At 44.9% G+C, this 16,048-nt stretch carries 10 protein-coding genes; all 10 read left to right on the top strand.

Features of this window, described 5'->3' with window-relative positions:
• Nucleotides 1–11 precede the first annotated feature (11 nt).
• Nucleotides 12–1,424: a polysaccharide lyase family 1 protein gene (locus GGD38_RS32335; protein ID WP_375296507.1), complete on the top strand. Its 1,413-nt coding sequence runs from the start codon at nt 12–14 to the stop codon at nt 1,422–1,424.
• A gap of 376 nt (nt 1,425–1,800) precedes the next feature.
• Nucleotides 1,801–2,535, top strand: a complete 735-nt coding sequence (locus GGD38_RS32330) for a rhamnogalacturonan acetylesterase (protein WP_375296506.1) — start codon at nt 1,801–1,803, stop codon at nt 2,533–2,535.
• 374 nt (nt 2,536–2,909) lie between these two features.
• A complete protein-coding gene (locus GGD38_RS32325; RefSeq protein WP_375296505.1) occupies nt 2,910–3,776 on the top strand; it encodes an alpha/beta hydrolase in 867 nt (288 codons plus the stop codon).
• Nucleotides 3,777–3,801: 25 nt separating this feature from the next.
• A complete protein-coding gene (locus tag GGD38_RS32320) occupies nt 3,802–4,779 on the top strand; it encodes a pectinesterase family protein (protein WP_375296504.1) in 978 nt (325 codons plus the stop codon).
• Between the two features lie 254 nt (nt 4,780–5,033).
• Nucleotides 5,034–6,638, top strand: coding sequence for a glycoside hydrolase 43 family protein (locus tag GGD38_RS32315; RefSeq protein WP_375303935.1), 1,605 nt, complete (start codon nt 5,034–5,036; stop codon nt 6,636–6,638).
• 111 nt (nt 6,639–6,749) lie between these two features.
• A complete protein-coding gene (locus GGD38_RS32310) occupies nt 6,750–7,334 on the top strand; it encodes an RNA polymerase sigma-70 factor (RefSeq protein ID WP_375296503.1) in 585 nt (194 codons plus the stop codon).
• Between the two features lie 232 nt (nt 7,335–7,566).
• A complete protein-coding gene (locus tag GGD38_RS32305) occupies nt 7,567–8,661 on the top strand; it encodes a FecR family protein (RefSeq protein ID WP_375303934.1) in 1,095 nt (364 codons plus the stop codon).
• A 149-nt stretch (nt 8,662–8,810) separates the two neighbouring features.
• The gene (locus GGD38_RS32300) at nt 8,811–12,080 is read left to right on the top strand and encodes a TonB-dependent receptor (protein WP_375296501.1); all 3,270 of its coding nucleotides are present in this window, start codon (nt 8,811–8,813) and stop codon (nt 12,078–12,080) included.
• Between the two features lie 33 nt (nt 12,081–12,113).
• Nucleotides 12,114–13,814 carry a RagB/SusD family nutrient uptake outer membrane protein gene (locus GGD38_RS32295; protein WP_375296500.1) on the top strand — a complete coding sequence of 567 codons (1,701 nt, stop codon included), beginning with the start codon at nt 12,114–12,116 and terminating at the stop codon, nt 13,812–13,814.
• A gap of 487 nt (nt 13,815–14,301) precedes the next feature.
• Nucleotides 14,302–15,948: a glycoside hydrolase family 28 protein gene (locus GGD38_RS32290; protein WP_375296499.1), complete on the top strand. Its 1,647-nt coding sequence runs from the start codon at nt 14,302–14,304 to the stop codon at nt 15,946–15,948.
• Nucleotides 15,949–16,048: the final 100 nt, after the last annotated feature.

The raw sequence follows: 16,048 nt of genomic DNA, 5'->3' as shown, positions 1-16,048 counted from the left end.
TTATAAAGATTATGAGCGATAGTTTAGTTAAAAGAGCGTTGAGATATTCTTTACTGCTCACAGGTATTTGGATGGTAAGCGGCACAACATTGAAAGCCCAAACCATTGCCTTTCCCGGTGCTGAAGGGTTTGGCCAGTATACCACCGGCGGCCGTGGCGGTAAAGTGATAGTGGTGAATACTCTCGATGACGACGGGCCCGGAAGTTTGCGAAAAGCCGTAACAGCAAAAGGTTCACGCATTGTCGTATTCGCAGTATCTGGGACCATTCATTTACAATCGAAGCTTGAAATAAAAGGCGACATTACCATTGCCGGGCAAACAGCGCCCGGCGATGGTATTTGTTTGGCCGACTATCCCGTTGGGTTAAGCGGCGACAATATCATCGTTCGCTTTTTGCGTTTCCGCATGGGCGATAAGAACCAGAATAAAGGCATGGTTGATGGTGGCGGCGGTGACGACGCTTTTGGCGGCACCCGGCGCAGAAATATTATCATCGATCATTGCTCTATGAGCTGGAGCACAGATGAAGCGTTTTCGGTATACGGCGGCGATAGCACCACCTTACAATGGAACCTGATATCGGAACCATTGAACTACAGCTATCATTTTGAAACAGGCGATAAAGATTTTGAGCACCATGGGTATGGCGGCATTTGGGGTGGTAAACATACCTCGGCCCATCATAACCTGTTTGCGCATTGCAACAGCCGTAACCCCCGCTTTGATGGTATAAGAAATATACCTGAGGAGAATGTTGATTTCAGAAATAACATCATCTACAACTGGGGCGGCAACAATGCCTATGCCGGCGAAGGTGGTAATTACAATATCGTGAACAACTACTATCGCAGTGGCCCCGAAACAAAAAAGAACGTAATGTACCAGGTAGTGAACCCCTGGAGCAAACAACCCAAAATACCCTATGGTAAATGGTTTGTTGATGGAAATTATGTGGATGGTTCTCATGAAGTAAGCAGTAACAACTGGCAGGGCGTACGCCTGGGTGAAAAGAACGCCGATGATCCCGCACAGGCAAAAGCAACATCACCATTTGCCAGTGTACCTGTAACAACCCAGTCGGCTAAAGACGCATTTGAACTGGTTTTGAAAAGTGTTGGTTGCAGTTCGCCCAACCGCGATACGCTCGATGAACGCATAATAAATGATGTAAAACACCGCAAAGGCCGCTTTATAGATGTGCAGGGCGGCTATCCCCATGGTACAGCTTATGAGGCTACTGTAAAGGCCTGGCCGGCATTGAGGAGCCTTCCTGCATTGGCCGATAAAGACCAGGATGGTATACCCGATGACTGGGAGGCAGCCCATAAATTAAACCCTAATGATGCGGCAGATGCTGGTATGTATACGATTGATAAACAGTATACGAATATAGAGGTGTATGTTAATGGGTTGGTTAAGTAGGTGAGGAGTTAACAAGTTAACAAGTTAACAAGTTGACGAGGAAGTTGAAAGATTGACAAGTTGAAATGTTGATAAAGGTGATAAAGTTGATAAAGGAATACAAGTTGACGAGTTAACAAGTTGACAAGTTAACAAGGAAGTTGAAATGTTGATCGAGGTGATAAAGTTGATAAAGGAATAGAAGTTGACGAGTTGACTAGGGAATTGATGAAGTTTGGGGTTTCGAGTTTTGTAGCGCCGCGCTGGCTTGTAGCTTATTGCTGTATTTTATTTCACGTTTCACGTTTGCCGTTTCACGATTAGCGAGGCCAGAAAATTAGGGAACCATTGCCGATTGCCGATTCACGATTGCCGATAAGTTTTTAAACAATAAACCATGAACAGGATATTATTCATAGGACTAATGATACTTGCCGCATTTGCCTTGCCGCCAAAAAAGAAGATCACTATATGGCTTATAGGCGATTCAACCATGGCAAAAAAAGATCCGCGTACATATCCTGAGAATGGCTGGGGCATGCCCTTCGTTTATTTTTTCGATTCAACCGTAACGGTCGATAACCGTGCACAAAACGGCCGCAGTACCAGAACGTTTATGGAAGAAGGCCGTTGGACACCCATAGTTGAAGCCTTACAGGAAGGCGACTATGTGTTTGTTCAGTTTGGCCATAATGATGAAGTAAAAACAAAAAAGAGCTATACCACCGAAGAGCAGTTTAAAGCAAACCTGGTTAAATATATTACCGATACACGCAGCAAAAAGGCCAACCCCGTTTTACTTACGCCCGTGGCCCGTCGCAATTTCGATTCAACCGGCCATATTGTAGGAACGCATGATGTATATGCGCAAATAGTGCGCAACGTAGCCAAAGAACAAAACGTACCCCTGATAGACCTTGATAAAGAAGCACAGGCATTGTATCAGCAGTGGGGGGTAGATAAATCGAAGCTGTTGTTTAATCACCTGGCTCCCGATGAGCATCCAAATTATCCCAAAGGAAAAGAAGATAACACCCATTTTAATGAGTTGGGCGCGCGTATGATAGCGCAAATTGTGTTGAAAAACATAAAGAGCTTACAACCCGAGCTTGCAGAAAGAGTGAGAAAATAACAATAGACAATTGGCAATGAACAATAGGCAATTTTTGAAGCAAAATTTGCTTAATGGCTTGCTATTGCCCAGAATGAAGCGAGGTAAAATATCGTTCCGAGTCTTGAAATTGAACTTTCTCGTTTCACGTTTGCCGTTTCACGATTTCCGAAAATTGATGAATGCTGAAGTAGAACGTTTAAATGAAAAAGTATTACTGCGCTTTCTTAAGCAGTAGCAACTAAAATAACGTGTGAATCGTCTGTAATGAGTGCTATTCCGATTCATCGGGATGGCACATTTTTGTGAGATAAGTGATAACTTCGACACCTCGAAAAACTCTCTTCATGTTCAATAAAACGATTTGTTTGTTTTTTGCCTGTTTAATTGTCACAATGACAGGAAGCGCGCAGGAGTTCATTCCGCTATGGCCGGCAGGTAAAATGCCCAATACCAAAGGCATGCGTTTAAAAGATAGCATCAATAACGAACGGGTGTTTCAGGTAGGCGCGCCGGGTATGTTTGCCTTCTTCCCTTCATTACAGGAAAATAAACAATGCGCCGTTATCATTTGTCCCGGCGGTGGTTATCATCATTTATCCTACCAGATCAGTGGTTTTCAATTGGCTAAATGGTTTAATACCATGGGTATAAGCGCTTTTGTGTTGAACTATCGCTTGCCTAACTCACCCGATTTAGCACAACGCGAGTCAGGGCCTTTGCAAGATGCACAACGGGCCATCCGGCTTATTCGTGCTAATGCCGGCCGCTGGGGACTACAGCAAAACAAGATCGGTGTTATGGGCATTTCGGCTGGTGGGCATTTGGCTACTATGTTGGGAAATGTAACCGATGATGTGGCCGCCATTGGCGATTCGCTCAATGCTGTTTCGTTTCGTCCCGATTTTACGCTGCTTGTTTCGCCCGTTGTAACCATGGGGCCATATACGCATAAGGGCAGCCGCGAAAACTTATTGGGAAAAGAACCATCCAAAGAAATGGTAGACAAATACTCCATGGAATTACAGGTTAAACCCACAACGCCACCATGTTTTATGGTACACGCATGGGATGATAAAGCGGTTGACCCACGTAATAGTTTGAACTTATACCTGGCAATGCTTGAGAAAAAGATCTCAGCCAGCATTCATATTTTTCCACAGGGCGGTCATAACATTGCGCTTCGCAACAATCCCGGTTCAACCCAACAATGGACCACTTTGTGTGAACAGTGGTTAATGGAGATGGGGTTTTTGAAATGAGAAATGAAAAATGAAGAACAGAGAAATGAGAAAGTTAAGCATCATATTAATCTTACTACTTCCTGTAATAAGTTTCGCCCAACAAACCTATCCAACGCATTTAGTAGTAGCGCAGGATGGAAGCGGTAATTATAAAACCATTCAGGAGGCGGTAAATGCCATGCGCGATTTTTCGCAGGAGCGGGTAACCATCTTTATTAAGAAAGGTGTTTATAAAGAAAAGCTGGTGATCCCCTCCTGGAAGACAAACATTAAATTAGAAGGCGAAAGCCGCGACAGCACCATCATCACCAATGATGATTTTAGTGGCAAGCCATTGCCGGGCGGTAAAGATGTAACCTCGGGGCGCGACAAGTTCAGCACCTTTAATTCCTACACCGTATTGGTAAAAGGCAATGATTTCTGGGCCGAAAATCTCACTATTCAAAACTCATCGGGTAGGGTAGGGCAGGCCGTGGCCTTGCATGCCGAAGGCGATCGCTGTGTGGTATTTAACTGCAGTCTTTTGGGCAACCAGGATACGCTGTACGTTGGTATCGATAGCAGCCGCCAGTATTACAAAGATTGCTTTATTGAAGGGACCACCGATTTTATTTTCGGCCCGGCTACGGTGTTGTTTGAACGGTGTACTGTTAAAAGTCTTTCGAACAGTTATATAACAGCGGCATCAACTACGCCCGCGCAAAAGTTTGGATTGGTATTTCTTGATTGTACATTGATGGCCGATACGGCTGCCAAAAAGGTGTTGCTGGGCAGGCCCTGGCGGCCACATGCCCGCACCGTGTTTATCAATACCAATATGGGTGAGCACATCAGTGCTACCGGTTGGGATAACTGGCGTAATCCCGGGAACGAAAAAACGGCTTATTATGCCGAATATAATAGCAAAGGGCCAGGCGCTAATGCCAAAGGCCGTGCTGTTTGGTCGCATCAGTTAACGAAGAAGGAGGCGAAGAGTTATACGTTGAAGAATATCTTTGGAAATTGGAAGCCGGAGAAATAAAGGTTGATATGTTGAAAAGTTGATAAGGCTGATAGAGTTGATAAAGATAAATGCAGTTCTTAGTGTTCAGTTTTTAGTTCATAGTTCTTTATTTGAGACTCGCATTAATTAGCGAGGCCAGAAATTTCGGCAGCTATTGCCGATTCACGATTCACGATTGCCGAAGAAGCGAGTTTCAAAGTTCGGGAATACTTTCACGTTTCACGTTTGCCGTTTTACGACAGAATATTTTTAAGAAAAAGTAACATATAGTAATGAAAAGATTGTTTGTATTAAGTTTCTCTCTCCTCAGTATTTACGCAACCGCACAACAACCCTACGTATCAAAAGTATGGGTGAGTGATAACAAAAACGGAACTTACAAGAACCCGGTTTTGTATGCCGACTATTCAGACCCCGATGCCTGCCGGGTTGGCGATGATTATTATCTCGTAGCATCCAGCTTTGATGGCATTCCGGGATTACCCATCCTGCATTCAAAAGATCTGGTGAACTGGACCATCATTGGACATGCACTAAAACGTCAGCCGCCCTACGAGCATTTTTCTCAAACCCGCCACGGTATGGGCGTATGGGCGCCCGCTATCAGGTATCACAACGGTGAGTTTTACATTTATTATCCCGATCCGGATTTTGGCATTTATGTAGTTAAATCAAAAAGCATTAACGGCCCCTGGACGGACCCCATTCTGGTGGAAGGTGGTAAAGGATTGATTGATCCTTGTCCGTTATGGGATGATGATGGTAAAGTATATCTCGTTCATGCCTATGCAGGAAGCCGCGCCGGAATAAAAAGTATCGTAGTGGTGAAAAAGCTCGACGCTACCGGTACCAAAGTCCTCGACGGTGGTGTTATGGTATTCGATGGTCACGATCAGGACCCAACGCTGGAAGGCCCCAAGTTCTATAAACGCAATGGCTACTACTACATATTTGCACCTGCCGGTGGTGTTGGTACCGGCTGGCAGCTGGTGATGCGTTCAAAAAATATTTATGGCCCATACGAAAGAAAAGTAGTGATGGACCAGGGCAGCACCCCCATCAATGGTCCGCACCAGGGCGCCTGGGTTGATACTAAAACCGGTGAAGACTGGTTCCTGCACTTTCAGGATGTTGATGCCTACGGCCGTATCGTTCACCTGCAACCGATGAAGTGGGTAAATAACTGGCCGGTGATAGGTGTTGATAAAGATGGCGACGGAAAAGGCGAACCGGTATTGGAATATAAAAAACCAAATGTTGGTAAAACATATCCGGTACAAACGCCACAGGAGTCTGATGAATTCAATGGCAACACGCTGGGATTGCAATGGCAATGGCAGGCGAACCCCAAACCGTTTTGGGCATTTCCGGCCAATGGCAAACTGCGGTTGTTCTCGGCCATGTGGTCAGATACTGCAAAGAACTTATGGTTTGTGCCCAATGTGTTAATGCAGAAATGGCCGGCAAAAGAATTTACCACTACGGTGAAGCTCGATTTCAAACCAAGGCTGGCAAATGAAAGAACAGGTTTGGTGATCATGGGTTCCGACTATGCCTACGTGGCGCTTACCAAAAAAGAGGATGGAATATACCTCTCATACGTGATCTGTAAAGGCGCCGAAGCCGGCAAGCCAGAGCAGGAAAAAATGATTGGCAAAATTTCAGGTGCCACTACTTATTTGCGCGTTAAAGTAAGCGCAGGGGCCAAATGTAGTTTTTCGTATAGTGAAGATGGAAAGGAATTTATCCCGGCCGGTGATGAATTTAAGGCATTGCCGGGCAGATGGATCGGCGCAAAAGTTGGATTGTTCTGCACCCGTACAACCGTTACCAACGATGCGGGCTTCGCTGATGTCGATTGGTTTAGAGTAGAATAGTTATCTACAACCCGTGACACGGTCCCAAACCGTGCCACGGGTATAATAGCTATTTCATTATAACCAAAAAATGCCTACTTTTATCAGCGTTAGCTTGCTTATGAAAAAAGTATGACCTTTAGCCTGCCACATATTCAAGATGGTATACATGCCGGAAATGAACAATGCCTGGCAGAATTATACAAACTATTCAGCAAACGGCTGCACCATTTCGCCCGCGCTATTACCCGTTCGGCAGAAACTGCTGAAGAAGTTGTGGAAGATGTGTTTGTAAAGTTGTGGAGCAATCGCGCTCGCATAAACGAAATAGAGAACCTCACTGTTTATTTATATGTCTCCGTTAAGAACAGGTCGCTGAACGCCATTTCACAAAAAGCCACTGAGCTTATCAGGGCGCCGTTCGATGATCTGGATATTGAAGCCGGCCAGGTAGCAACCGATCCCTACAACCTGCTGGTAACTGCCGAAATGATGAAACGCATGCAACAGGCAGTTGATAATTTACCTCCCCGCTGTAAAATGATCTTTAAACTTGTACGCGAAGACGGCCTCAAACACCGCGAAGTAGCCGAAATTCTCAATATTTCCCTCAACACAGTTGATGTGCAAATGGCTATTGCTATTAAAAAGATATGTGCTGAACTTAATGTGAACCGCGTTTCAAAAGGATTCGATGTAAAAGTCAACGGACAATAGTTGCCGGTTACCAGTTTCCGGTTGCCAGGGTAAACCAATCGAGCGCTTGTGTAATCTGAATCCTATAACGTGTAACACATTGTTATAATTCGCAATCTGCCAATTTTGAGCACCGGCAACTGGCATCCGGTAACCGGTACCTGCCTCCATTTTTTGAAAAAAAATCTTCTATTACTTTAATGGTCTTTTCAAAAACGCCTGTCTTTATATACATAAACGCATTTGGCGCAAAATGGAAACACCCGAAAGAATCTGGTTTTTACTGTCTCGCAGCTTGAGCGGAGATGCTACAGAACAGGATAAGGATGAATTAAACAACTTATTGCAACAGCATCCCGAACTGATGCAGCAATATGATATGCTGCACCAATTATGGTCTGTAAACAGTTCTGCCTACGAAGAGCCTGCAGCCGATGACAAAATAAACCGCATATTACAATTAGCGGCTGCCGAATCGGCCGTAAAGCAGGATGTTGCTCCGGTGGTGCGTATAAAAAAATGGCGAAAATTATATTGGGCGGCGGCGGCCATAACGGCCATCATTGCCGGCAGCTGGCTATTTGCTGTATGGCATAAAAAACACAATGAGCTTGCTGCCAATGAAGTAATAGCGCCAAAAGGAAGTAAAACAAGAACAATTTTGCCCGATGGCTCAACTGTTTGGTTGAATGCCGGCTCACGCATAGTATATGCTAATTTCAGCGGCCCCGTTCGTGAAATAACCCTCGAAGGCGAAGCTTATTTCGATGTGGTGCATGTTGAAAATGCCACCACGCATCAGCGAAAGCCTTTTGTTGTTCATGCCGGCAGCATCGATATAAAAGTACTGGGTACCGCATTCAATGTAAAGTCGTACCCCGACGAAAAAACAATAGAAACTACTCTTATCAGGGGTTTGGTACAAATCACCCGCAAGGGCGATAAAAGCGGAAAGCCGGTATATCTGCATCCCAACGAAAAGATCGTGTTGCCCGTTAACAGTTCCGATGCAGGTATAGCGAAGAATCCGGCTTCCACCGCTTCTTCCCAAACAGCCCAACACATAATCAGGATCGACAGTACGGTAAAAGATAATGAACATCTTGAAACAGCATGGGTGTATAACCGGCTTGAGTTTCGTGGCGACAATTTCGAGCAGTTGGCCCTTAAGCTGGAAAGATGGTACAATATCAGGATCTATTTTGAAGATGACGCCGCCCGGCAGTTGGTTTTCAACGGTTCCCTGCAAACCGAAACAGTTGAACAGGCTTTTATGGCACTAAAAGAAGCTGTTCACTTTGATGTATCGATCAGTAATAATGAGGTATTTATAAAATCGACAAAATAAATATGCATCCTACGTAGGCAAAAAAAAACGGAGAATGTTGGCAGCATTCTCCGGGCATTACAGGTTAAAATTTTCGGTGTTGTATAATCCCGAACCCGCTGGCAGGCGGGAAAGGGAAGTGATTTCTTAACCCATAATAATACTAATGTATGAAAACTTTTAGAACGGGTGAAAAACGCCCGTTGCTTTCCAATGCGCTGCTTGTTATGAAAATGACTTCTTTCTTATTACTTGTTTGTGTGCTACAGGTTTCAGCCAGGGGATTTGGCCAGGATAAGTTGAATCTCCGGTATAAAAATGCCGAAATAGCCGGCATTTTGATCAATATCGAAAAGCAAACAAACTATCGTTTCCTCTACAACAACAAGTTGTCAGACATCAGGCAAAAAGTGACCATCAACCTCGAAAATGTTGATATTCGCCAGGCCTTAGACAACCTGTTCTCCCAAACCATATTGACCTACCGGTTCATGTCGAACGGCCTCATTGTGATCAATGAAGATGCCGGCCGGCAAACGGCAGAAAAAAAGGTAACGGGTAAAATAACTGACCCAAACGGCGTTCCCCTCTCAGGCGTAACAGTGAGCATAAAGGGAAAATCAAAAGCCACCACCACCAATGAGCAGGGCGTATTCAACATTACTGCCGATGATGAGGATGTATTGGTATTCTCCTATGTTGGCTACGAAAGCCAGGAAATAAAAGTGGGCGATAAAACGCAGATCAGCATTTCCCTGGTATCTGCCGCTTCGAGCCTTGAAAATATTGTAGTGATAGGTTACGGTACAGTAAAGAAAAGAGACCTTACCGGCGCTGTTGTTTCACTCAAAGGCGATGAAGTAAAAAAGGTTCCTGCCGGCAACGTAATGGAAAGCGTACAGGGTAAAGTGGCTGGCGTTGATATCACCCGTACCAGTGGCGGCGCCGGATCAAGCGTGAATGTTACTGTGCGGGGTACCCGCTCTGTACTGGCGCAAAACACACCTTTGTTTATTGTTGACGGAATTCAGTATTCCAACTTCCAGGATATTAACCCCAACGATATTCAGTCGATGGAGGTGTTGAAAGATGCGTCTTCCACCGCTATATACGGTTCGCGCGGCGCCAATGGCGTAATTATCATTACTACAAAAAGAGGGGCCAGCGGAAAAATAAGAGTAGGCGCCAATGTTTATTATGGCGTTAACGAAGTGGCAGGTTATCCCGAGCCGATGAACGCGCAGGAGTTTGCCGATCTGAAGCGCCAGGGCGCCCGAACAGCAGGCGCATGGAATTCAGCGGCAGACGATGCCAGTTTATTTAAAGCCGACCTGGCCGCAGTACAAAGTGGACAAAATACCTACTGGCCCGGACTGCTTTTAAAAAAAGGTTCACAGCAGGACTATGGCATAAATGTGGCCTCGGGTAGTGAAAAAACAAAAGTGTTCTTTTCGTTCGACTATTTTAAGGAAAAAGGAATTCTTAACAACGATTACAGTGGCCGGTATACCTTACGCCTGAACATCGACCAAACGGTTATAGGCACCTTTAAGGTGGGATTGCAAAGCCAGTTAACTTATTACAATGAGAACAGGCGTACCGATAATATTTTAAATGTTGCCAATAAAGTAATTCCTTATTTCATTCCTTATAATACAGATGGCTCTATAGTAAGAATTCCCGGTAATGCCAACCAGGTTAACCCTCTGTTGGAAGAATTGCCCGGGGCTTATATCAATAAAACAAATACCACCCGCATCTTATCTTCTGCCTATGCCGAGTGGAAGCCATTGCCCAATCTTACATTACGCTCGAACCTGGGTATAACAAACAGCAGCAGCCGTAATGGATTGTTCCTGGGTGAAAATACCATTACCCGCTTTACTGCAACCGGTTCACTGGCAAAAGTTACCAATGCCACCCAAACCGACCTTATTTGGGAAAATATAATTACCTGGAATAAGAAGTTCGGCGATCACAATATTGATGTAACCGCTGTAACCAGTTATCTTTCTAATAAAACTGATAGCTCTTATGCACAGGGTACGGGGCAAATTGTTCCTGGTCAGGCCTGGAATGCATTGTTGAACAACCCGGCAAACCTCAGCATCTGGAGTAACTACATTGGCAGCGACCTGTTGTCGGGCGCCTTCAGATTGAATTATGGGTATAAAGGCAAATACCTGTTAACATTAACCGGCCGTGCAGACGGGTCTTCGGTATTGTTAAAAGAGAACCGCTGGTCGTTCTTCCCTTCTGCGGCTGTGGCCTGGCGGGTGATCGATGAAGGTTTTATGGCTGACCAACAATTGTTCAGCGATCTGAAATTGCGCGCCAGCTATGGTGTGGCAGGTAATGCAGCTGTTAAACCATATTCTACCACCACCAGTTTAATTCTTATTCCTTTTTCGTGGAATGATGTAAGTATGCTGGCATATGGCTATGACCCGCAAAATGGTAACCGCAACCTGAAATGGGAGCTTACAGGTACCCAAAATATCGGGTTAGACTTCGGCTTGTTCAAAAACCGTATTACAGCAAGTGTGGATTATTACGATTCAAGAACACGCGATCTGTTACTGCTTCGCCCATTACCCGGCTCATCGGGCCACACCAAAATAATAGAGAATGTGGGAAAGACCCGCAACAACGGGATAGAAGTTTCATTACGTACAGTGAATGTGCAAAAACAGGTTACCTGGTCAAGCACCATCACCTATACCCGCAATAAAGAACGTATAACCGACCTGGTGAACGGAATGAATGACGTAGCCAGCAGTTTGTTCATAGGCTCGCCGGTGAAATCGTTCTATGATTTCAGAAAAGAAGGTATTTGGCAAACGGCCGATTCGGCCCTGGCCAGGAGTTTTGGTTACAAACCCGGCGATATTCGGGTGGCCGACGTTAACGGCAGTAAAGGCACGCCCGATGGAAAGCTGGATGCTACTTACGACCGAGTAGTAGTAGGTTCAGCCGTACCCGATTATACACTTGGGTTCAGCAATGATATCAGCTATAAGAATTTCGATTTGAACATTTATGTATTTGCCCGGGTTGGACAAACTTTTGTTTCGGATTATGCCAACAAGTATGAGCCTAACGCTATTGAGAACGGCGCCAAAGCAAACTACTGGACGCCCGAGAACCCAACCAATGATTATCCACGGCCGAACAGCAATATATCAAGGGCCTCGCTGCCATTTGCTTCCACACTCGGTTATAAGGATGGTTCATTCGTAAAGATCAGGAATATCACCCTGGGGTACACGCTTCCAAAAACGCTAAGCCAGAAATTTCATATAAACAATCTGCGCTGGTATGTAAGCGCTAAAAACTACTTCACGTTTGCAAAAGAGAAAGATTATGATCCGGAAGGTGAAGGCTCTTTTGACAGGCCGTTGACAAAGCTGATCGTTACAGGGTTAAATATTGAGTTCTAAATTCTAATTAATTATTGATTCAATTACTGCAATATGAAAAATAAAGTAAATAAAATATTGCTTTGGGTGCTTACGGGTGCTGTGGTGTTTTCGTCATGCGATAAAAAATTAACAGAGAATAATCCTAGTGGTTTAACACCCGACGTAACCTATACAACTGCCAAAGGTTTTGAAACACTGGTTAACGCAGCATATACATATACCCGCTTTTGGTATGGCAAAGAGGAAGGGTATAGTCTTGCAGAAATGGGTACCGACATCTGGACAAATGGTAGTGGCGATGTATTAACGCAACTGTCGCGGTACGATAACCTGCAGGGCAGTAACACCGCAGCGCTTAACCTGGAGTGGGATAATTTTTATGCGGCTATTTATTTGATCAATGATGGCCTGGCAAAAATTAATGATGTTACCGACTATACCGCTGCACAAAAAACAACGCGTTCTGCGGAGTTACGTTTTTTACGTGCCTTTTATTACTGGCACATTGTTGAAACATGGGGTGGCGTTCATCTTACCACCGAAGCTACGCCTGGTGGGGTTGTTGAATCAACCGCCAACAAAGCACCGGTTGATAAGTTCTACACGCTGATATTCGAAGACCTTGATTTTGCGGTAAAGAATTTATCAAAATCTTCTACTGATTATGGCCGGGTTACCATACCGGTAGCCAAAGCCTTTCTGGCACGTATGTATTTAACCCGCGGAATGAACGCGCAGGCGTTGGCCATGGCCACGGATATTATTACCGGTAATAAGGATTATAGCTATACGCTTGCACCAAAGTTTGGCGATCTGTGGAATATGGGCAACCTTAAGAACAAAGAGGTGATCTGGGCTATTGACTATTCAACCAACCTGTCGAACAACGACCTGGCAACATCTGCCTTCCCAACGGGGCATAGCCGCGGAAGCAATAGCGGCCATATGTTATTCCTTCAGGTGTACGACCAGGTTAACTCAAGCATTCTGGTGCGCGATATACCCAATGGCCGGCCTTTTAACCGATATATGCCTACCAAAGCGTTGCTCGATATGTTCAATGAAAGTGACGATAGCCGTTACCAGGCTTCGTTTCAAACGGTTTGGTATGCCAATAAAGAAGCAACTACTGCCGGCAATGCGTTTACAAAGACCGTTTCCAGTTTCAAAGTAGGCGATACGGTTTGTTATACACCTAAAGTTGCCATCGATACCAATATTTCGAATGCCAAACCTTATACTACCTACGATATGTCGAGGGTGTATAACGCCAAGGGTATCCCCAGCCAAAGGAAATGGTATGTATCGCTAAAGAAATTCAAAGATTCAACCCGTGCCTCGTTCAATGAAGCGCAAAGCGCCCGGGATGTATATATTATGCGACTGGCCGAAATGCATTTGATAGCCGCAGAAGCTGAATTTAAGTTAGGCAACCCCGGTAATGCAGCTGCGCACCTGAATAAGCTCCGTACCCGGGCAGCCATTCCGGGCCATGAGGCAGCTATGCAAATAACAGCGGCCGATGTAACCCTCGATTTTATTCTGGATGAACGTGCAAGGGAACTGGCCGGTGAACAATTACGTTGGTTCGATCTGAAACGTACCAATAAGCTGATTGACCGCGTTACCAGGCTTAACCCCGATGCCGCACAGTATATAAAACCCTTTCATACAGTACGGCCAATACCACAATCACAAATTGACGCCGTTACCAATAAAGGCGAGTTTACACAAAATGAAGGATATCAATAATAGGCTTTGTTTGCTCTGATAGTGTAATTACCGGCTGGTGAATATGGCAGTTTTGGGAGAACCTGCCATGTCCCGGCTCCGGGTATCTTCCTGCTGGCAGTCGCGTAAAGGGGTATGGTTCTGGGTAATTTTACGTTGATTGCCAGCATTTTATTCCAATCCGTATGTTATCGTTGCCGGTAACGTTTGCGTAAATAAAATTCCTTATTCGTTTCGGTGGGTACTAATATCTGTGTACAATTGCCCTGAAAAACAGGTATTAAATAGTTACAGGCTGCATCGTCGTGTCCCGACGGGTCGGGTTTGCAACTTGCAGCCTGTAACTTACATCTATTTAAACGATTGTCTTGCTAAGCGCTGAAAGCACAAAACTACCTTTTCCAAATACTATACTGCCGGCGTACGCTTACATCTCGTTAAATCATCGGATTGGTCCCCGAGGCTCAATACCTTTGCATTTTAATATTATTGAAGAAAATAACGTGTAATGAACAATTGGTTTAAAGCAGCAGCAGTAATTGGTTTAATGGCATCTTCTTCTGGTATATGGGCCCAGGGCAAATTACCGGTGATACAACAAACCAGTTTTAAAAAAGACTCTACTTACATCACAAAGTTTGGAGCCGTAGCCGATGGTCGCACGTTAAATACGAAGTTCATTAATGCCGCCATTGATGCCGTTAATAAAAAGGGCGGTGGGGTAGTGGTAGTACCTGCCGGGTTATGGCTAACCGGCCCGCTGGTGCTTAAAAGCAATGTGAACCTGCACCTGAAAAAAGGCGCTTTATTACAATTCACCAAAGACAAAAATGAATATCAGCTGGTAGAAGGCAATTGGGAAGGCTTGCCGCAAATGCGCAACCAAAGCCCGGTTTCTGCTACCAATGCAACCAATATAGGCATTACCGGCCAGGGCGTTATTGATGGCGGTGGCGAAGTTTGGCGTCAGATAAGAAGAGACAAGCTCACCGAAAGCCAGTGGAAAAGATTTACCGAGTCGGGTGGGGTGGTAAGTGAAGACGGTAAAAGCTGGTACCCCTCGCAGCAATGGCTTAAAGCCACCAAACTGAAGAACCCCGGCGAAATTTCGCCCGAAAAAACGCCCGAGTTCTACCAAAGCATAAAAGATTTTCTGCGTCCCAACCTGATTGTGATCACTAAATGTAAAAAGGTGCTTCTTGAAGGCGTAACCTTTCAAAACTCTGCCGCCTGGTGTTTGCACCCCCTCATGAGCGAAGACCTTACCGTGCGCAACGTTACCGTGCTGAACCCCTGGTTTGCGCAGAACGGCGATGGCATTGATGTAGAAAGCTGTAAGAACGTACTTATCGAAAATTCGGTGTTTGATGTTGGCGATGATGGCTTATGTATGAAGAGCGGTCGCGATGAGGCCGGCAGAAAAAGAGGTATGCCAACCGAGAATGTGATCATCCGCGATTGTAAAGTATACCATGCCCATGGTGGTTTTGTAATAGGCAGTGAAATGAGCGGCGGCGCCCGCAACATGTGGATCAGTAACTGTACCTTCATAGGCACCGATATAGGCCTGCGTTTTAAAACCACCCGTGGCCGCGGCGGCATTGTAGAAAATATTTATATCAACGACATCACCATGATCGACATTCCGGGCGAAGCCATTTTGTTCGATATGTATTATATGTCGGTTGACCCGGTAGCGCTGGCGGGTGAAAAAAGAGAATTGCCAAAAGTGGAAACCTTACCGGTTACCGAAGCCACGCCCCAGTTCAAAAATTTTGTAGTAAAGAATGTGGTTTGTAATGGCGCAGCAAAAGGCATCTTCATAAGGGGCATACCCGAAATGCATGTGAAGGATATTCTGCTCGAAAACATGCAGTTGCAGGCCGAAAAAGGCATCGATTGCCAGGAAGCATCGGGCATTACCTTTAAGAACATTACCATATTGAGCAATCAAACCAACCCCGTTGTAGATATCATTAACAGTGATCGCCTCACCTTCGATAAACTGATCTATAAAAAAGATTCAGACCTGTTGTTCCGTGTGGCCGGCGAAAGAACAAAGAACATTAATATTCAAAATACCGATGCTTCAAAAGCTAAAGAGAAGATACAATATGAGTTTGGAGCATCTGAACATAATATGACAATTAAATAATTAAGAAACCTTAATCAAATAAATAGCCGTTACAGGTTACAAGTTACAGGGTCTTTAAAACCTGTAACCCCTGCAACCTGAAACATGGAACCTGGAACCT

The organism is Niastella sp. OAS944 (assembly GCA_024809215.1).
Taxonomy (GTDB): Bacteria; Bacteroidota; Bacteroidia; order Chitinophagales; family Chitinophagaceae; genus Niastella.
Note: the sequence above shows the minus strand (reverse complement) of the source record. Positions and strands in the feature narration are given on the sequence as shown.

Coding starts and splice junctions, on each gene's coding strand:
- GGD38_RS32290 (WP_375296499.1), top strand. CDS start 14,302: ATGAACAATTGGTTTAAAGCAGCAGCAGTAATTGGTTTAATGGCATCT.
- GGD38_RS32305 (WP_375303934.1), top strand. CDS start 7,567: ATGGAAACACCCGAAAGAATCTGGTTTTTACTGTCTCGCAGCTTGAGC.
- GGD38_RS32335 (WP_375296507.1), top strand. CDS start 12: ATGAGCGATAGTTTAGTTAAAAGAGCGTTGAGATATTCTTTACTGCTC.
- GGD38_RS32320 (WP_375296504.1), top strand. CDS start 3,802: ATGAGAAAGTTAAGCATCATATTAATCTTACTACTTCCTGTAATAAGT.
- GGD38_RS32310 (WP_375296503.1), top strand. CDS start 6,750: ATGACCTTTAGCCTGCCACATATTCAAGATGGTATACATGCCGGAAAT.
- GGD38_RS32325 (WP_375296505.1), top strand. CDS start 2,910: ATGACAGGAAGCGCGCAGGAGTTCATTCCGCTATGGCCGGCAGGTAAA.
- GGD38_RS32295 (WP_375296500.1), top strand. CDS start 12,114: ATGAAAAATAAAGTAAATAAAATATTGCTTTGGGTGCTTACGGGTGCT.
- GGD38_RS32300 (WP_375296501.1), top strand. CDS start 8,811: ATGAAAACTTTTAGAACGGGTGAAAAACGCCCGTTGCTTTCCAATGCG.
- GGD38_RS32330 (WP_375296506.1), top strand. CDS start 1,801: ATGAACAGGATATTATTCATAGGACTAATGATACTTGCCGCATTTGCC.
- GGD38_RS32315 (WP_375303935.1), top strand. CDS start 5,034: ATGAAAAGATTGTTTGTATTAAGTTTCTCTCTCCTCAGTATTTACGCA.